This window comes from Pseudomonas sp. Ga0074129 (genome assembly GCA_001465025.1).
GTDB lineage: Bacteria > Pseudomonadota > Gammaproteobacteria > Pseudomonadales > Pseudomonadaceae > Aquipseudomonas.
The window spans coordinates 70,379-87,733 of sequence record LNDO01000057.1; the positions used below are offsets into that span (position 1 = coordinate 70,379).

The 17,355-nt window shown below is 59.2% G+C and carries 15 protein-coding genes and 1 tRNA gene; 8 read left to right on the plus strand and 8 right to left on the minus strand.

Annotated features, from left to right (window positions below):
- Positions 1–202: 202 nt before the first annotated feature.
- Positions 203–1,012: a cytochrome c gene (locus tag AUK77_RS05575; RefSeq protein WP_296127037.1), complete on the minus strand. Its 810-nt coding sequence runs from the start codon at positions 1,010–1,012 to the stop codon at positions 203–205.
- Positions 1,009–1,368, minus strand: coding sequence for a rhodanese-like domain-containing protein (locus tag AUK77_RS05580; RefSeq protein ID WP_296127039.1), 360 nt, complete (start codon positions 1,366–1,368; stop codon positions 1,009–1,011). The genes AUK77_RS05575 and AUK77_RS05580 overlap by 4 nt, the downstream gene beginning before the upstream one ends.
- A 715-nt stretch (positions 1,369–2,083) precedes the next feature.
- On the opposite strand from AUK77_RS05580, the gene AUK77_RS05585 reads away from it, so the two are divergent.
- The 3 genes from AUK77_RS05585 (at position 2,084) to AUK77_RS05595 (ending at position 6,563) form a co-directional block, all read left to right on the plus strand.
- A complete protein-coding gene (locus tag AUK77_RS05585; protein ID WP_296127041.1) occupies positions 2,084–3,289 on the plus strand; it encodes an acetyl-CoA C-acetyltransferase in 1,206 nt (401 codons plus the stop codon).
- Between the two features lie 128 nt (positions 3,290–3,417).
- Positions 3,418–5,577 carry a 3-hydroxyacyl-CoA dehydrogenase NAD-binding domain-containing protein gene (locus tag AUK77_RS05590; protein WP_296127043.1) on the plus strand — a complete coding sequence of 720 codons (2,160 nt, stop codon included), beginning with the start codon at positions 3,418–3,420 and terminating at the stop codon, positions 5,575–5,577.
- A 257-nt stretch (positions 5,578–5,834) separates the two neighbouring features.
- Positions 5,835–6,563 (plus strand): amidotransferase, encoded by a 729-nt coding sequence (locus AUK77_RS05595; RefSeq protein WP_296127044.1) that lies wholly within the window; start codon positions 5,835–5,837, stop codon positions 6,561–6,563.
- A 37-nt stretch (positions 6,564–6,600) separates the two neighbouring features.
- Here AUK77_RS05595 and AUK77_RS05600 read toward each other — a convergent pair whose 3' ends face one another.
- From AUK77_RS05600 to AUK77_RS05610, 3 genes are all read right to left on the minus strand, one after another.
- The gene (locus tag AUK77_RS05600) at positions 6,601–7,572 is read right to left on the minus strand and encodes a magnesium and cobalt transport protein CorA (RefSeq protein WP_296127046.1); all 972 of its coding nucleotides are present in this window, start codon (positions 7,570–7,572) and stop codon (positions 6,601–6,603) included.
- Between the two features lie 136 nt (positions 7,573–7,708).
- Complete coding sequence (locus tag AUK77_RS05605; protein ID WP_296127049.1) at positions 7,709–8,434, minus strand: 1-acylglycerol-3-phosphate O-acyltransferase; 726 nt, start codon at positions 8,432–8,434, stop codon at positions 7,709–7,711.
- Between the two features lie 260 nt (positions 8,435–8,694).
- A complete protein-coding gene (locus AUK77_RS05610) occupies positions 8,695–9,384 on the minus strand; it encodes a crotonase/enoyl-CoA hydratase family protein (protein WP_296127050.1) in 690 nt (229 codons plus the stop codon).
- Between the two features lie 187 nt (positions 9,385–9,571).
- Between AUK77_RS05610 and AUK77_RS05615 the strand changes: the two genes are divergently transcribed.
- On the plus strand, positions 9,572–9,799 hold the full coding sequence (locus tag AUK77_RS05615) for a hypothetical protein (protein ID WP_296127052.1): 228 nt from the start codon (positions 9,572–9,574) through the stop codon (positions 9,797–9,799).
- Between the two features lie 92 nt (positions 9,800–9,891).
- Positions 9,892–9,981: transfer RNA gene (locus AUK77_RS05620), tRNA-Ser, on the plus strand.
- Positions 9,982–10,080: 99 nt separating this feature from the next.
- On the opposite strand, the gene AUK77_RS05625 is transcribed toward AUK77_RS05620, so the two are convergent.
- The 3 genes from AUK77_RS05625 to hchA all read right to left on the minus strand — a co-directional run bounded on the left by AUK77_RS05625 (position 10,081) and on the right by hchA (position 12,777).
- The gene (locus tag AUK77_RS05625; RefSeq protein WP_296127054.1) at positions 10,081–11,079 is read right to left on the minus strand and encodes an AraC family transcriptional regulator; all 999 of its coding nucleotides are present in this window, start codon (positions 11,077–11,079) and stop codon (positions 10,081–10,083) included.
- An 86-nt stretch (positions 11,080–11,165) separates the two neighbouring features.
- Complete coding sequence (locus AUK77_RS05630) at positions 11,166–11,900, minus strand: PA1136 family autoinducer-binding transcriptional regulator (RefSeq protein ID WP_296127056.1); 735 nt, start codon at positions 11,898–11,900, stop codon at positions 11,166–11,168.
- Between the two features lies 1 nt (position 11,901).
- Positions 11,902–12,777, minus strand: a complete 876-nt coding sequence (hchA, locus tag AUK77_RS05635; protein WP_296127058.1) for a glyoxalase III HchA — start codon at positions 12,775–12,777, stop codon at positions 11,902–11,904.
- Between the two features lie 225 nt (positions 12,778–13,002).
- Between hchA and AUK77_RS05640 the strand changes: the two genes are divergently transcribed.
- The 3 genes from AUK77_RS05640 (at position 13,003) to AUK77_RS05650 (ending at position 17,280) form a co-directional block, all read left to right on the plus strand.
- A complete protein-coding gene (locus AUK77_RS05640; RefSeq protein ID WP_296127060.1) occupies positions 13,003–14,142 on the plus strand; it encodes an acyl-CoA dehydrogenase family protein in 1,140 nt (379 codons plus the stop codon).
- Between the two features lie 254 nt (positions 14,143–14,396).
- Entirely contained in the window at positions 14,397–16,034 is a 1,638-nt protein-coding gene (locus tag AUK77_RS05645) for an AMP-binding protein (RefSeq protein ID WP_296127061.1), read from the plus strand.
- Between the two features lie 64 nt (positions 16,035–16,098).
- Complete coding sequence (locus AUK77_RS05650) at positions 16,099–17,280, plus strand: CaiB/BaiF CoA-transferase family protein (RefSeq protein ID WP_296127062.1); 1,182 nt, start codon at positions 16,099–16,101, stop codon at positions 17,278–17,280.
- The last annotated feature ends 75 nt before the right edge of the window (positions 17,281–17,355 follow it).

The following is a 17,355-nucleotide window of genomic DNA, read 5'->3' on the forward strand; positions in this document are numbered from 1 at the left end:
GCATTCTACCGTCGGCATCGACCAACGAAAGCGTTTGGCGGTAAGGAACGTTCGTATTCAATCGCTATTGGCTAATCAACATCTGACAAAAAAGCTATCGCGGGCCCTGCTTATGCTGATGAGCCCGTGTGGGCTTCTCAACGCTGAAGCCTCTAAACAGTCAACGCTTCACAACCCTGCGGCACCCATCCCTGAGCCACCATTAGGGCTCCACTTTCCTTTTCACCATATGCCGCAAATACTCGAGCAAGTCCCCCAATTCCTTGTCACTCAACACCTCAGCCGCAAATCCGGGCATTTTGCCCTGCGGCCAGCGCCGCAAGCTCTGCGGGTCGCGGATGTAGCGGGTGAGGAAGTCGCCGCTGAAGTATTCCGTTGGGTTGTAGGGGATGTTCAGGTCCGGGCCGAATTGCGAGTCGCCTGCGCCATTCAAACGGTGGCAGGCCATGCAGTTCTTTTGGTAGTGGGCAAAACCCGCCTGCACGGCTGGGCTCGAATCGGCGGCGGGTAGCAGTTGCGGGAAACGCTGCGCCACGGGCGCCAGGGTGCGGATGGTGATGAGCTGGAAGGGCCATTGTTCCGGGCCGATCTGGCTGGCGGCCGGGTTTTGCCAAACCAGATAAAACGGCCCCGCGCTGGGTTTGCCCGCGCCCAGGGGCGGCCAGGGTTGCGCAGGGTCTTCAATGGCCAGCCAGGCTTGGCTGCCGGTTTGGCTTAACACGGGCGCGGCGGACAGTTCGGCAGCAAAACCATCACTGGCCACCAGTTGCAGGTGATCACCCGGCGAGACCCCCGACAACAACGCGGCCAACGGCACGGCGTGATAGCGCATGTGGCGCTTGTAGCTGACATCGTTGGGTATTTCGATCTGCTGCACCTTCGGATGAGCCAGCAATTGCGCGCTGCTCAGTGTTTGGCGTTGACTGCCGAGGTTTAGCTGCAACTCGGCCGCCTGGATCACGCTCAGCGGCAGCAGGGCCAACAGGCTGATGAAAGCGAGGTGGCGGATCAATCCTGCGACTCCAGAGCCACTTTCAGCTCTTCATAACCGCCGCCATTAATCAGGTTGCTGTAGCCCAGGGCACGCAGGCTGTCTTCGGCGATACCTGAACGACGGCCGCTGCGGCAGTAGAGAACGATGGGCGTGTCTTTATCCGGGGCCAGTGCGCTGATGCGGTTGGCAATCTCCTCGTGGTCGATTTGCTCGGCACCGGTCAATGCGCCCTCAGCGAATTCAGCCGCCGTGCGCACATCAATCAATACGCTGTTCGGGTTTTGCAGGGCGCTGATGGCGGCATGCAGGTGGGCGTCGTTGGCCATGACGGGCAAACAAACGAGCAGGCCGAGTGAGGCGAGAAGTGTGCGCATGGTGAGCTCCTAGGGTGAATAAAATCACCCTAGCACAGCTCGCCCCAGCAGCGATGTCGGCACACACCTGTCGCCGCCAGCGCACACCACGGTGGCTGGCAGAGCAGGGCGGTTGTGGTGGCGCTGTGCATGTACAGGGCACACAAGTGCGCAGCGTTCAGGCTTAGGTGATCAAGCGGGTCAGGTTGGGAAGGATCAGCAGTAGGGTGGTGGCAAAAACGATCATGCCGGCTTGGCGCAGCTTGATGGGGTTGAGCATGGCGGTTGGCCTTCTTGTTTTTTACGGCGGGTCGTCACGGCCTTGCTGCACTACGCGGTGGTGACGCCACGTCTCTGAGTGGTCAAACATGCTGTCCCGGCAAAACCCGGCGACAACGCCTACAACCAGCGGCCTGCGGTGATGCTGCAGGTGGCGTTTTTCAACTGTAGGGGCATGCTTGGCATTGCAATAGATGACTTGATTACAACGACTAGCGGGCTTGCTACCCGCAGTTATGACGCAACCCCAATCGACCTTAAGCAGCCCTTGAGCTAGAGGCGCTGTTGCCTGTTTGCCCCGTGCGTAACCGTTTGTCTGAGCTGAGCGGTCAATGGCCCTGAGCGCTTCGGTCATTGAGCCTGCCGGTGTGCGGCGTATGGTGACAGCACTCAACAAAAACAGGCGCGGGCCTCACCTGCGCCATCAGCCACCCTCCATTGGAGGTCTGAGGACGCCATGACCGAAGCATATATTTTCGATGCCGTGCGCACGCCCCGCGGCAAGGGCAAGAAGGACGGCGCGCTCTACAGCGTCAAGCCGGTCGACCTGATCGCCGGCCTGCTCAAGGCCCTGCAAGCGCGCAATAACCTCGACACCAGCCAGGTTGATGACATCGTGCTCGGCTGCGTGACGCCAGTGGGTGATCAGGGCGCGGACATCGCCAAAACGGCCGCCATGGTCGCCGATTGGGATGTCAGCGTGTCGGGCGTGCAACTCAATCGTTTCTGCGCTTCGGGTCTGGAAGCGGTGAACATGGGCGCGATGAAGGTGCGTTCCGGCTTCGAGGACCTGGTGGTGGTAGGCGGCGTCGAATCAATGTCGCGCATTCCCATGGGCTCCGACGGCGGTGCCTGGGTGATGGATCCGGCCACCAACATGCACACCCACTTCACCCCGCAGGGTATCGGCGCCGATCTGATCGCCACCCTGGAAGGTTTCAGCCGCACGGATGTCGACAGCTTCGCCCTGCGCTCGCAGCAAAAGGCCGCCCGCGCCAGCAAAGACGGCTCATTCAGCAAATCGCTGATTCCGGTGGCCGACCAGAACGGCATCGTCCTGCTTGATCACGATGAATTTATCCGTGGCGAATCCACCCTCGAAGGCCTGGGCAAGCTCAAACCGAGCTTCGAGATGATGGGGCAGATGGGCTTCGACAGCACCGCGCTGCGCGTCTACAGCCATGTTGAACAAATCAACCATGTGCACACCCCGGGCAACAGCTCGGGCATTGTCGATGGTTCGGCCCTGATGCTGATCGGCTCCGAAGCCAAAGGAAAGGAACTGGGCTTGAAGCCGCGAGCGCGCATCGTCGCCACGGCGGTAACCAGCACCGACCCGACCATCATGCTCACCGGCCCGGCACCGGCCACGCGTAAGGCCCTGGCCAAGGCGGGGCTGAACGTCAATGACATCGACCTGTTCGAGGTCAACGAGGCGTTCGCTTCGGTGGTGATGAAATTTATGAAGGACATGGGCGTCAGCGAGGACAAGGTCAACGTCAACGGCGGCTCCATCGCCATGGGCCACCCGCTGGGTGCAACCGGCTGCGCCATCCTTGGCACCCTGATTGATGAGCTGGAGAAGCGCCAATTGCGCTATGGCCTGGCCACACTCTGCGTGGGTGGTGGTATGGGTATTGCCACGATTATCGAAAGAATCTGATCAGGCGTAGGAGCGGGCCATGCCCGCGAAGCCGACGTTGCGTTGATGATCGCGGGCATGGCCCGCTCCTACGGTTTCTGCGTTGCCCACCCGTTGAGTGCAACTGCCAGTAAGAAAGGAATTAAATAATGACTGACGCCATCCGTTACGAAAAAGGCCAGGACAATATCGTCGTTCTGACCATGGACATGCCCGGCCAGAGTGCCAACACCATGAACGCGGTGTACCGCGAAGCCATGGGCAAGATCGTCGAGCGCCTGGAAGCCGAAAAGGATTCCATCGCCGGGGTTATCCTCACCTCCGCGAAGAAGACCTTCTTCGCTGGCGGTGACCTCAATGAACTGATCAAGGTCACCAAGGCCGATGCGCCGGCCTTTTACCAGATGATCCTCAATATCAAAGGCCAGCTGCGCCGCCTGGAATGCCTCGGCAAACCGGTGGTGGCCGCCATCAACGGTGCAGCCCTGGGCGGCGGCTGGGAAATTGCCTTGGCCTGCCACCACCGTATCGCCCTGAACAACTCCAGCATCCAGCTCGGTTTGCCGGAAGTGACCCTCGGCCTACTGCCGGGCGGCGGCGGTGTGGTACGCATGGTGCGCATCCTTGGTCTGGAAAAAGCCCTGCCGTACCTGGCCGAGGGCAAGAAGGTACGCCCTGATGCAGCGCTCAAGGCTGGTCTTATTCATGAACTGGCCGCTGACAGCGATGAGCTGCTGGCCAAGGCACGCGCCTTTATCGCCGCCAACCCGACGGCTGTGCAGCCGTGGGACGTGAAAGGCTACAAAATTCCCGGTGGTACGCCGTCCAGCCCGAATGTGGCGCAAATGCTGGCCATAGCACCGAGTGTGTTGCGCGACAAAACCAAGGGCTGCTTCCCAGCGCCGGAGAAGATCATGTGCGCTGCCGTCGAGGGTGCCCAGGTCGACTTCGATACCGCGCAGATCATCGAAGCACGTTACTTCACCGAGCTGACCACCGGGCAAGTGGCGAAGAACATGATTGGCACCTTCTGGTTCCAACTCAATGAAATCAACGCCGGTGGCTCGCGTCCGCAAGGCTTCGCGCCCTACGTGACCAAGAAGGTCGGCGTACTCGGTGCCGGCATGATGGGCGCAGGCATTGCTTATGTGTCGGCGGTGGCGGGCATCGATGTGGTGCTCAAGGACATCTCCATCGAGGCCGCTGAGAAGGGCAAGGATTACTCGGCCAAGTTGCTGGACAAGAAGGTCAGCCGTGGCCAGATGAGCGCCGAGAAACGCGATGGCATCCTGGCGCGGATCAAACCGACGGTCAGCGATACTGATTTCGAAGGCTGCGACCTGATTATCGAAGCCGTGTTCGAGGACCGTGACCTCAAAGCCAAGGTAACTGCTGCCGCTGAATCCGCTGCGCTGGCAGATGCAGTGATCGCCTCCAACACCTCGACCTTGCCGATCACCGGCCTGGCCACTGCCGTGCAGAAGCAGGACAAGTTTATCGGCCTGCACTTCTTCAGCCCGGTGGACAAGATGCCGTTGGTGGAAATCATCAAAGGCGAGCACACCAGCGACGAGACCATGGCGCGTGGTTTCGACTACGTCATGCAGATCAAGAAGACCCCGATTGTTGTCAACGACAGCCGTGGCTTCTTCACCTCGCGGGTGTTCGGCACCTTCACCAACGAAGGTCTGGCCATGCTCGGTGAAGGCGTGAGCGCGGCGATGATCGAGAACGAAGCGCGCAAGGCCGGCATGCCCGTCGGCCCTTTGGCGATCAGCGATGAAGTGTCGATGAGCCTGATGAACCATATCCGCCAGCAGACCATCAAGGACCTCGCTGCCGAAGGCAAACAGATCCCCGAGCACCCGGCGTTCGCCGTGATCGACATGATGCTCAACGAATACAAACGGCCGGGCAAAGCGGCTGGGGCTGGTTTCTATGATTACCCTGCGGCCGGCGCTCCGGCTGGCGGCAAGAAGCACCTGTGGCCGGAGCTGAAAGCGCGCTTTGAAAAAGCCGAGGCGCAGATTTCACAAGAAGACGTGCGCGATCGCATCCTGTTTATCCAGTCCATCGAAACCGTGCGTTGTGTGGAAGAGGGTGTGCTCAAGTCCGTGGCCGATGCCAACATCGGTTCGATCTTCGGTATTGGCTTTGCCGCCTGGACCGGCGGTGCGTTGCAGTTCATCAACCAGTATGGCGTGCAGGACTTTGTCGCCCGCGCCAAGTACCTGGCCGAGCAGTACGGCGAACGCTTCCTGCCGCCTGCTTTGCTGTTGGAGAAGGCTGCGAAGGGCGAAACCTTTTAAGGGTGTCTCCAGCTGTTAAAAAGCCAGCCTTCGGGCTGGTTTTTTTATGACGATGAGGCGCTGCGGTAATGCTTTTATCAAGAGGATCTGCCTACTTTAAAGCCCATAAAAGGCGTATTAATGCTGTGGCTTATCCGCGTGCCAGTTGAATTTACCTTTTTTACCCTGCAGCCCTTGCGCCTATTGCCTTGTAGCCCTTCGGCAGGCAGGCTTGCGCGCTGAAAATCCACCCCTTTGCGCCTTAGGTAACCGCCCATATGCCGCTGCAAATTTGCATCTTGGAAACCGATATCATCCGCCCGGAACTGGTCGATCAGTACGACAGTTACGGTCGCATGTTTCAGCAGCTCTTCGCGCAGCAGCCGATTGCGGCTGAGTTCAAGGTGTACAACGTGGTGGATGGCCATTATCCGCCCGACAGTGAGCAGTACGATGCCTACCTGGTGACCGGCAGCAAGGCCGACTCATTCGGGCCAGATGCCTGGATTCAAACCCTGAAAACCTTCCTGCTGGAACGCTACAGCCGTGGCGACAAGCTGCTGGGTGTGTGCTTTGGCCACCAATTGCTGGCCTTGCTGCTCGGCGGTAAAGCGGAGCGTGCCGAACAGGGCTGGGGCGTCGGCACTCATCAGTACCGTTTGGCGCATAAAGCCGAATGGATGAGCCCGGATTTGGAAGATCTGACCCTGCTGATCAGTCATCAAGATCAAGTCACGCAGCTGCCGGAAAACGCCACGCTGCTGGCCAGCAGTGATTTCTGTCCGATTGCCTCTTATTGCATTGGCGATCAGGTGCTGTGCTTCCAAGGCCACCCCGAGTTTGTTCACAGCTACTCGCGCGCCTTGCTTGACCTGCGCCAACAGCACATTGGTGAACCCACCTACACCCGAGGCGTTAACAGCCTTGATCGTGATCACCAGGGACATACCGTCGCCGAGTGGATGATGCGTTTTGTTGCACATGGCAGGGCTGGCTTGGCCGTGTAAGCAGCCGTTTTGGGAAAAACTTATTTAGAACGAGTTTTTATAGCCAACCTGAGCGCTTGAAGCTGGCGAAAAGCCCCACGCAGCCAGTGATTATTACGCTCAGCACGCCGAAGTAGCCGAACTGCCAAGTGAGTTCAGGCATGTACTCGAAATTCATTCCATAAATACCGGCTACTGCTGTGGGAAAAGCTAGGATTGCCGCCCAAGCGGCGAACTTGCGCTGAGTGATGCTTTGTCGAGATGACTCAAGTAGCAGGCCGATTTCGATAGCATGGTCTGCCATCTCGCGTAGAGCGGTGAGATCTTCGAGCAGACGGTTGACGTGAATGGCTACGTCGCGGAAATAAGGGCGCATGTTTTTATCGATAAATGGGAAATCCAGGCGCTGCAACTCCTGGCAAATTTCTGCCAGCGGTCCGATATAGCGGCGTAACCGTAAAAGGTCGCGGCGCAGGCCTTGGATTCGTTCAACATCGGCTTGATTCAATGGATTTTTCAGCACGTGGTGCTCCACCTCTTCAAGTTCGCTGTGATAACTGTCCATCAGGGGGCGGTAGTTCTCTATAACAAAGCTAAGCAGGGCATAGAGCACAAAATCTTCGCCATGTTCGAGCAGCAGCGGGCGTGCCTCGCAGCGTTGGCGCACCCGGGAATAGGGCGCGGATTCGCCATAGCGGGCGCTGATGATGTAGCCGCTGCCTGCAAACAACTGGGTTTCGATAAAAGTCAGTTCGCCGTTTACTCGGATGGGCGAATAGAGGACCAGAAACAGCGCATCACCGAAAGTTTCAAGCTTGGGGCGAGTATGCCGTTGCAGTGCGTCTTCCAGCGCCAACTCATGTAGATCGTATTGCTGCTGCAGGCTTATCAATTCGACAGAGCAGGGGTCATGCAGGCCGATCCAGACGAAATGCCCTGGCTTCTTCGACCATGGCTTACCCTCATCCAAGCTGATGTCCGTGACCTTTTTTCCCTTGCTGTAAACTGCTGCGGCAACAACGCGACCCATAACGCTTCCTTCTTAATTGGTGACATCGGCGTGCAGTTTAGCGGCTCGCTCCGGTGCGGTGCGGTGCGGTGCGAGTGCGCGGCTCAGCTCGTATCTGGCATTTAAGAACTCTGCGCATGGATGTGTTGCGGTTGTATCAGGCACGCTGGCTGATCTGCTGGTCCATCTCGTTAATGCACTGCTGCATTTGCTGGCGGCAGGTTTCAACCAGTTGCGGCAAGTCGTCTTGCGTCAGGCCCGCCGTGGGGATTGGCGGCAGCGAACGGATCATGATCTCGCCACTGTCCCAGCGGTTGAGCTGGATGTGGTTGATGTAGGTGCTCACACACACCGGAATAATCGGCACACCGGCGGCAATCGCCATCTGGAACGCGCCTTTCTTGAACGGCAGCAACCCCTTGCCCAGGTTGCGCGTGCCTTCAACAAACACCCAGATAGAGGTGTCTTTATTACGCAGGGTTTCAGTCGTGGTCAGCATCGACTGCTTGGCGCTGGCGGCATTGCCTCGGTCGAGCAGCACATTACCGGACAGCCAATAGAGTTGGCCAAAAAACGGCACCCACTTGAGGCTTTTTTTACCGATGCTCACGGTGCGTTCAGGCACCACGCGACCGAGCACGTAAAGGTCGTAGTTGGACTGATGGTTGGCGATGATCACGCAAGAGCGCTGATGCTCCAGCAGGCCTTTCGCATCGGCCTTCAGCCGCCAGCGCAACAGCCACTGTGCTGGCACGCTGTAAAGGCGCGCGCAGAGGCGGCTGTTGTCTGGGTTGAACGGGCGGCAGATACCCAGCAGCAGGCCCAGAGTGCCCGCCAGAATGAAATGCACGCCCATCGCCAGCATGCGCAGTAGAAAAAGCATCAGGTACGCCCGTCTTAGGAAAAAGGCGCGCAGTGTACGGGCGTGCACTGCTTTGGGCAATTGATGCTGATCAGAGGTCGTAACAGGGCAATTCAGCAGCCGCATCAAACCGGTTGTGAGTGATGTGCAGGCGAGCGCGGCAGTGCGGTATATACATGAAGTGCATAAAAAAGCCGCGCAGTGTATGGCCATGCGCGGCTTTTAAAGGGCTCGTCCGCCGAGCCATCAAGCATCAGGCGGGCGGCGGATGCGTTGAGCGTTTAGCCCAGGTGTTGCTTATCCTGCTCGATGGCCGCATCCAGCGCGTCCAGCAGCCCTTTACGCACTTTCAGCTTGGTGTTGCGGTGCGCTGTCATGTTGATCTTCTTCATCTGCTTGGCCACGGCCAGCGCGGTTTCATGCAGTTGCTCAGCCGGCACCACTTTATCGAGGAAGCCTGCATCCACAGCGCCTTGTGGATCAAACATCTCACCGTTGATTACCGAGCGGTGGAAGGCCGACTTGCGCAGGCGATCGCGCGCCAACTCGATACCCGCGTGGTGCATGGTCATGCCGATTTGCACTTCGTTCAGGCCGATGGTGAACGCACCCTCGACGCCAATGCGGTAGTCGGACGACAACAAGATAAAGGCACCCTTAGCCACCGCGTGGCCTGGGCAGGCGACGATGATTGGGAAAGGGTGAGCCAGCATACGGCGCGCCAGGGTGGAACCTGCTGCCACGAGATTGATGGCGTTTTGCGGGCCGGATGTCATGACTTTAAGGTCATAACCACCTGACAGAATCCCCGGTTGGCCGGTGATAATCACAATCGCCTTATCCTGCTCGGCGCGATCGAATGCGGCATTAAAGGCTGCGATCACGTCCGGGGAGATGGCGTTCACCTTGCCATTGCTGAGGGTCAGAGTGGCAATGCCATCGTCGAGTTGATAACTGATCAGGTCGCTCATGCTGGGGTTCCTTGTGCTGAAGTGCAGCAGACGTTACTCATCCGCATCGGTCAGGTAAAGCACGGCGGCTGACTGGCCGGTCAATGCTTACGGTTGATCAGCCTATCGTCATCATCAAGATCAGCAATTGGCTGGCGTCACAACATCCTCGTTAGTCTGGCCACCTCAACCAACCATCGAGGCCGCCATGCGTGGATTCCCCCGACTGCTCAGCTTCTGGCGTGTCGCGATTGCTTTGCTGCTGCTCATCGCCTTGCTCTGGCTCGCCACCGATCCCCACAGCCAAACCCCGGCTGGGGTTCTCGGTCTGTTCGCGTTCAGCCTGTTTATCTCCCTGGGCTTTATCTTGTTTGGCCAACAACGATTTGATGCCAGCCCCGGTGCAACCAAGCCCGAAGACCAGCATTTTGCATAACCACATGAATCTTTTGAAAAAAGATTTTGCCTTTGGCGTGCTCTTCGGCTACATTTGCGCGCCTCGACAGACAGCAATGTCAGACGAGACCCGGTGAAGTGTCCGAGCGGTTGAAGGAGCACGCCTGGAAAGTGTGTATACGAGAAATCGTATCGTGGGTTCGAATCCCACCTTCACCGCCAGACCCAGAAAACCCCAGAAAGAGCGATCTTTCTGGGGTTTTTGCGTTTTGGCTGTGCGCATCGTTGCGTTTGTTCAATGTTGCTGGCCAATGCCCGGCGTCAGCCTTCTTTGGCGCGGTAGGCGCCGGGGGTGAGGCCGGTCCATTTTTTGAAGGCGCGGTGAAAGGCTGAGGGTTCGGAGAAGCCGAGTTGTTCGGCGATGTCGTGGATGGCCAGTTCGTCACGGCCCAGGTGGTAGATGGCCAGGTCGCGGCGCAGGTGGTCTTTGAGTTCTTGGAAGCTTGAGCCTTCTTCGCGCAGGTGGCGGCGAAGGGTTTGTGGGCTCATGTGCAGTTGTTGGGCGACGGCGTCCAGGTCCGGCCAGTGGCTGCAATCGCGGCCGAGCAGGCGACGGATCTGGCTGATCAGGCTGTCGCCGCCATCCGGGCGGGCGAGCAGGTCGGCGGGCGAGTGCTGGAGAAATTGCTTGAGCGTGCGTTCGTCCTGCAGCAGTGGCATGGCCAGGTAACGGGCATGAAACAGCAGGCTGGTACGGCCAGCGCAGAACCTTCGGGTGCAAGGGAAGAGCAGTTCGTATTCGCTGGCATGGCCGGGTTGGTTGTAGGTAAAGGTGGCCTCCTCGAGGCGGATGCGTTGGCCAATCAGCCAACTGCCGAGGCGATGCCAGATGACCAGCAGGCTTTCCACCAAAAAGTGATCCGGGTCCCACAGGGTGGAGTCGTCCACGCTCAGGCGCGCCCAGTCGCCTTCGCGTTGGATGCTAATAGTCGGGGCCTCGGGAAACAGGCTGTAAAACAGCGCGCCGCGGCCCAGCGCTTTTTCCAGGGAGCGGCAATGAATGATGGCGTAACACATCATGGCGAAGGTGCCGCGTTTGCTGCGCAGACGACCGAAGCCTAGGTATTCGTCGTCCAAACTTTCCCACAACAATTGCACCAAGCGGGCGAACTGCTCCGGGGCGACGCGGGCGCGGGGTTCGTCGAGCAGGGCCGGTTGGATGCTCAGTTGGCGCAGCAGTGGGGCGCAATCATGGCCGTGACGCTCTGCACCGCGCAGGGCGGCACGAACAAAATGGCTGGCTATGGTGCGTTCGCGCATGGGGCTCGCTCGTCAGATGGGCGCGCCGATGGTAGCCACAGGTGCGCCTGCGCAACAAGCTCACCTTTTGCTCGGTGGGCATGCAATCAGTGTTTGATTTCTCCGCGCTGCAATGCGGCATGCACGGCTTGTGCGGTGGTGGCGACGCCCAGGCGCAGTCTGGCGCGGCGCAGGTGGTTTTCGACGGTGCGTGGCGATACACCGAGGATGGCGGCAATTTCCGTTTGCCGACGGCCGCTGGCAATCCATTGCAACACTTCGCGTTCGCGCAAGGTGAGGCTCGGTGGGTACTCGCGTTCCGTATGTTCAAGCAAGCGCTTGGCTTTGCGAAAGCCGTGTTGACTGACAATTGCCAGTTGCAGGCGCGTGTCGGCGCTGCTGTCGAGGTGGTGGCCGCCAAGGCTCACGGCACCTTCAAGGCCGTTGCGGCCGAACACCGGCACCTGCAAGCCATTGATGCCAGGGCCTGAAGGTGTTTGCACAATGCGGTACATATCTTCGCCGGCCTGGTTGTTTTTGCTCCAGAAGAAAGCTTCGTCAGTGTGCAGCACGTGCTGGGTGGCGGGGCAGCGCTGCACGTATGTCGTGGCATCAACGCTGCTGCCGTCAGCAAACCAGTCGCCCTCCAGCCAGTAAATTCGTCCGATTACCGCGTCCGGAATGGCTGCCATGGAAAACATGGCAAACATCTCATAGCCCAAGGGTTGCGCGATGTGCCTGATAACCGCCTGCACATCGGCCATATGCTGGCTTTTATCGATGCGCAGGAGGCTGTCGAGCAGGGCATCTGTGTGTTTGGCGGGCGGACGGCTTACCGACATGTCAGCGTTTTGCCACGTCGCTGAGCAATGCCTGAGCCGCCAGTTGACCCACTTTGTTGGAGGCATAGGGGCTGTCACCGGTGATCAGTTTGCGGTCCTGATGGGTGTGGCCGGCGATGTCCTGATTGATGATCTCAACGCCCAGCGCCGTCAGTTTTTCGCCCATAAACCACTGCATCTGGCCGGGCATGTAGCCCAGTTGCGGTGTTTGTGCGTCCAGCGTGTCGGGGAAGGCGCAGATTTTGTAATCCTTGAACAAATAATCCTGCGGCGCTTCACCCACGCCAGCGGCCAACAGGGCAGCGGGGCCATGGCAGAGGGTGATGATGTGGCGGTCGTGTTGCACCGCCCAGTGCAAGGCAGCTTTGACATCGGTGCTGTGCGGCAGGCCGATCAGCGCGCCGTGGCCGCCGGGGATAAACAGCGCAAGATAGTCCGAGTCGTCACCCAGGCCTTGGGCGAGCACGTCGGCCAGCTTCAAGGGTTGCTGGAACTGCGCCAGGTACTTGTCGTGGATGGCTTTGACTTCAGCATCTTCGCCGGGGAAGGCCCAGTACTCGAACTTGACCGGGTTGCCCGACAGCGTGGCGACGTCAAAAGCAAAACCGGCTTTGTCGAGGTGGTACATCGGCAGCAGCGTTTCGATGGGGTGGTTGCCGGTGGAAAACCGCGTACCGTTCTGCATCGGCAGGTAGCGCTCATCGGCGGCGATCATCAGGATTTTCCAGCGTCCGCCCTTGTACGGCTGTGGATAGTCAGCACCGCTCAAATCGGACTTGGGCGAGGTGAACTGCGACAGCGAATAGGGTGACGGGAAAAAGGCGTTGTACTCCGCCCTATCGGCGGTTGGGCGTTTGTCATCGCTGCTGGGGTGCATAGCAAAGCTCCTGCTGAATGGATGGGGCTGTGAACGAGCATAGGGCAGATTCGGCCCACCTCCCATGAGGGAAATCCCCTCCCTTTGATTGGTCGCGCAGCCTTGGCGTGCTCTGCGCAGCGCATGACCGATTGAGTCAATCCAGGCTGAGCGCATGGGTCATTGAGGCCGCAGGCAAGCGCGGCCTAACCTGCAGCACGACTTCAGCCCAGGGAGCAACGCCCCATGCAACGCATTATTTTCGACACTGAACACAACATGTTCCGCGACGCCTTCGCGGCCTTTTTGAAAAAGGAAGTGGTGCCGCATCAGGATGAGTGGGAAGCCGCCGGCGTGGTCAGTCGCGAGGTGTGGAAGAAGGCCGGCGACATGGGTTTTTTGCTGCCGTGGGCGGATGAAGAGTATGGCGGCTCCGGGCTTAAAGACTTCCGCTATGAGCAGATCATGTGTGAAGAGTTGGCCAAGATAAACGAGCCGGGTTTTATGCTGCCGCTGCATTCGGCGCTGTGCGGCCCTTATATCGCTGAATATGGCAATGCCGAGCAAAAGGCGCGGTTTATGCCGGGCATCATCAGTGGCGATCTGATTCTTGCCGTGGCGATGACCGAGCCGAGCGCCGGTTCCGATCTGGCGGGCATGCGCACCAGCGCGGTGGATCAGGGTGATCACTACGTGCTCAATGGTTCCAAGGTGTTTATCTCCAATGGCCTGCTGGCCGATGTGGTGATTGTTGCGGCCAAGACCGACCCGGCGAATAAACACGCCATGGGGCTGTTTTTGGTTGAGCGCGGCATGGAAGGCTTTGAGCGCGGCAAGAACCTGGAAAAACTCGGCATGAAGAGTCAGGACACCGCCGAGCTGTTCTTCAATAACGTCAAAGTACCCAAGGCCAACCTGCTGGGCGACGCCAAGGGTGGCTTCTTCTATCTCATGAACATGCTCGCCCAAGAGCGCCTGACCAACGCCTGTGGTGCGGTGGCGGCGGCCGAAGCGGCGTTGCAGGTGACCATCGATTATGTGCGCGAGCGCAAGGCGTTCGACCGGCCGATTTCGCACTTCCAAAACACCCGCTTCAAGCTGGCGGAAATGCGCACGCAGATTGACGTGGCGCAGGTGTTTGTCGATCGCTGTGTGCAAGACCATAACCAGAAGAAACTGACCCCGGAAGTGGCGGCCGAAGCCAAGCTGTTCACCACTGAACTGCTGTGCAAGGTGGTGGATGAAGGCGTGCAACTGCATGGCGGCTGGGGCTATATGTGGGAGTACCCGATTTGCAAGATGTACGCGAACGCGCGCATTCAGCGCATCTTCGCCGGCACCTCGGAAATTATGAAAGAGATCATCAGCCGAGGGATGAAGCTCTAAATAGCGGCACTTGTGATCGGGATTAGGTAGCCGTTACCGGGCGTAACCCACCACCGTCTCAAGGTGCTCCATCGCCGTGTGGGTTATGCGCCGCACTAAGAGCGTACTTTGATTATCTAGCCGTATTCGGCGTCGCTAACCTGCGTATACAACGCGTAACAGTTAATGCCTTGGGCGTTAATCCGAACCCGTGCCGGAGTGTTGCTCAGGGGCTAAGGTGTATCTCGGTAAAACAATAAGAACGAGGGATTGCGATGACTGAACAACTGCCTCTTAAGCGTCTGGCGCACTGGGTTGAGCACCGTGCGGATGCGGTCTGGCTGAGCCAGCCGGTCAATGGTCAATGGCATGATTTCACCTGGGCGCAGGTGGATGATCAGGCGCGGCGCATGGCCAGCGCTCTGCAGGCACTGGGTTGCGCGCCGGGTGACCGCGTGGCCTTGCTGGCCAAGAACTGCGCCGAATGGTTGATTGCCGACTTTGCCATCATGCTCGCTGGGCTGGTCAGCGTGCCGCTGTACCCGCTGCAATCTGCGGAAAGCATCGACTATGTGCTGCGCCATTCGCAGTGCAAGGCGATCTTTCTCGGCAAGCTGGATGAGCCGGAAAAGCTCGCCGCTGGCATTCCCGCCGAGGTCGTGCGCATCGCCATGCCTTACCCCACGATCAAGGCCGAGCACGGTTGGCATGCGTTGCTGGCGGCGCATCAGCCGTTGGCCGTGGGCCATGAGCAAACCGCAGGCGGCCTGTTGAGCATCCTCTATACCTCCGGCACCACCGGCCAGCCCAAAGGCGTGATGCTGTCGGCGGAGGCGTTTGCCATTGCCGGCAGTCGCTCGGTCGCAGAACTGGGAATCACCGAGGCGGATCAGTACTTTTCCTACCTGCCGCTGTCGCATGCCGCCGAGCGTTTTCTGGTGGAGATGAATGCGTTGTACAGCGGCGGGCGCGTGGCCTTTGTCGAGTCGCTGGACACCTTTGCCAGCGACCTGCGCCATGTGCGGCCCACCGTGTTCTTCTCCGTACCGCGCCTGTGGACGCGCTTCCAACAGGGCGTACTGGAAAAACTGCCACAAGCCAAACTCTCGCGCTTGCTGCGTATCCCGCTGCTGGGCCGTTTGGTCGCGCGCAAGATTCGTCAGGGGCTGGGGCTGGATCGGGCGCGGATTCTGGTCAGTGGCGCGGCGGCCATCCCGCGCGCTTTGCTGGAGTGGTACCAGAGCATCGGCATGACGGTGTGCGAGGGCTACGGCATGACCGAGCACTTCGCCTATGGCTGCTTCAACCGTCCGGGGCAGGTGCGATTTGGCACCGTGGGGCGACCGATGCCGGGCAATGAACTGCGCATTGCCGACAGTGGCGAGATTCTGCTGCGTTGCCCTTGCCTGATGCTGGGTTACTACCTGGATCCGGAGAAAACCGCCGAAACCATCGAAGACGGTTGGCTGCACACCGGTGATAAAGGCGAGGTGGATGCGCAGGGCTACCTGAAGATCACCGGGCGGGTGAAAGACATCTTCAAAACCAGTAAGGGCAAGTACATTGCCCCGGCCCCCATTGAAGGTGAGATTGCCAAGAACTTATGGGTTGAGCAGGTCTGTCTGATGGGCAGTAACCTCGATCAGCCGTTGGCGCTGATTGAGCTGTCACCCGCCGCCCGCGAGCAGGCCCGCGAACAGGTTGCCGCAGATTTGGCGCAGACCCTGGCGCAGCTCAATGCCCAACTGGAAGCCCATGAGCGCCTGAGCCATTTCATTCTGGTGCGTGAAGCCTGGACGGTGGACAACGGCTGCATGACGCCGACCATGAAAATCCGCCGCAATGTGCTGGAGGCGCGTTTTGCCGATCAGTTGGGTGAGCTGGACGCCAAGCAGCCGCTGCATTGGCAATAACGCGTGTGTTGATATTCCCCGGATTGCATCCGGGCTACGGGAGTGAGATCCCTGAGGAGTTGTTATGCAAGGCCCGCTGTCGTCTTTGAAAGTGCTGGATTTCTCCACCCTGCTGCCGGGGCCGTTTGCCTCGTTATTGCTGGCTGACATGGGCGCTGAGGTGCTGCGCGTGGAGTCGCCTACGCGCATGGACTTGGTGCGTGTATTGCCGCCGCATGATGACGGCGTCTCCGCCAGTCATGCCTACCTCAACCGCAACAAACGCTGCATCGCTCTGGACCTGAAAAAGCCCGAGGCCGTTGAGGTGGTCAAACAACTGGTGGCCGAGTACGACATTGTGCTGGAGCAGTTTCGTCCGGGTGTGATGGATAAATTGGGCGTGGGTTACGAAGCGCTCAAAGCGATCAATCCGAAGCTGATTTACGTCTCCATCACCGGCTATGGCCAGAGCGGCCCCTATAAGGACCGCGCCGGTCACGACATCAACTACCTGGCCCTGGCCGGTATCGCCAGTTACACCGGGCGGCGCGAAAGTGGGCCATTGCCCTTGGGTATTCAGGCGGCTGACATTGCCGGTGGTTCACTGCACGGAGTGATCGGTTTGTTGGCGGCCGTTATTCAGCGCCAAGTCACGGGGTTGGGCCAGCAGGTGGATATCAGCATGACCGACTGCGCCTTTAGCCTGCATGGCATGGCCGGCGCAGGCTATCTGGCGGCGGGTGTGGAGCCGGACATGGAGAATCAGGCGCTTAATGGTGGCAGTTTTTACGACTACTACCGCACCCGCGACGGCCGTTGGTTCTCCGTCGGCAGCCTGGAGCCGCAATTTATGCAGCAGTTTTGCGCCGCCATTGGCCGGCCGGAGCTGGCGGCGCGCGGCCTGTCGCAGCGCCCTGAAGATCAACAGGCGTTGAAGCGCGAGATTGCTATCGAGTTTGAAAAGCGTGATTTCAGCGAGTGGAGCGATGTATTCGCCGCCCTCGATGCCTGCGTCGAGCCCATGTTGTCGCTGAGCGAGGCGGTGAGCCATCCGCAGATCCAAGCACGGCAACTGGTGACGCAGGTGCCGCGTGCGGGCAAACCCGCACAGGCGCAAATGGCCTGTCCGATTAAATTCTCGCAAGGGCTGCCACCGCCCAAACACATCGGCGCAGCCTTGGGCGCCCATACCGCAGAGGTATTGGCCGCACTGGGTTACAGCGCTGAAGACATTCAGCGTCTAAAGGCGGGCAAGGTGGTGGCTTGATCCGCTTGCAGGGCCGTAGTGCTTAATTCAATCACCGATGAAAAGGTTGCTCGTCATGCGCTGTTTTTTGCGGCA

What these genes read in the sequence shown, in the direction of transcription:
- AUK77_RS05630 (WP_296127056.1), bottom strand. Translation starts at nt 11,900, where the DNA reads ATGTCGGTAAGCCGTCCGCCCGCCAAACACACAGATGCCCTGCTCGAC.
- AUK77_RS05650 (WP_296127062.1), top strand. Translation starts at nt 16,099, where the DNA reads ATGCAAGGCCCGCTGTCGTCTTTGAAAGTGCTGGATTTCTCCACCCTG.
- AUK77_RS05600 (WP_296127046.1), bottom strand. Translation starts at nt 7,572, where the DNA reads ATGGGTCGCGTTGTTGCCGCAGCAGTTTACAGCAAGGGAAAAAAGGTC.
- AUK77_RS05585 (WP_296127041.1), top strand. Translation starts at nt 2,084, where the DNA reads ATGACCGAAGCATATATTTTCGATGCCGTGCGCACGCCCCGCGGCAAG.
- AUK77_RS05640 (WP_296127060.1), top strand. Translation starts at nt 13,003, where the DNA reads ATGCAACGCATTATTTTCGACACTGAACACAACATGTTCCGCGACGCC.
- AUK77_RS05595 (WP_296127044.1), top strand. Translation starts at nt 5,835, where the DNA reads ATGCCGCTGCAAATTTGCATCTTGGAAACCGATATCATCCGCCCGGAA.
- AUK77_RS05615 (WP_296127052.1), top strand. Translation starts at nt 9,572, where the DNA reads ATGCGTGGATTCCCCCGACTGCTCAGCTTCTGGCGTGTCGCGATTGCT.
- AUK77_RS05590 (WP_296127043.1), top strand. Translation starts at nt 3,418, where the DNA reads ATGACTGACGCCATCCGTTACGAAAAAGGCCAGGACAATATCGTCGTT.
- AUK77_RS05625 (WP_296127054.1), bottom strand. Translation starts at nt 11,079, where the DNA reads ATGCGCGAACGCACCATAGCCAGCCATTTTGTTCGTGCCGCCCTGCGC.
- AUK77_RS05605 (WP_296127049.1), bottom strand. Translation starts at nt 8,434, where the DNA reads ATGCTTTTTCTACTGCGCATGCTGGCGATGGGCGTGCATTTCATTCTG.
- AUK77_RS05645 (WP_296127061.1), top strand. Translation starts at nt 14,397, where the DNA reads ATGACTGAACAACTGCCTCTTAAGCGTCTGGCGCACTGGGTTGAGCAC.
- hchA (WP_296127058.1), bottom strand. Translation starts at nt 12,777, where the DNA reads ATGCACCCCAGCAGCGATGACAAACGCCCAACCGCCGATAGGGCGGAG.
- AUK77_RS05580 (WP_296127039.1), bottom strand. Translation starts at nt 1,368, where the DNA reads ATGCGCACACTTCTCGCCTCACTCGGCCTGCTCGTTTGTTTGCCCGTC.
- AUK77_RS05610 (WP_296127050.1), bottom strand. Translation starts at nt 9,384, where the DNA reads ATGAGCGACCTGATCAGTTATCAACTCGACGATGGCATTGCCACTCTG.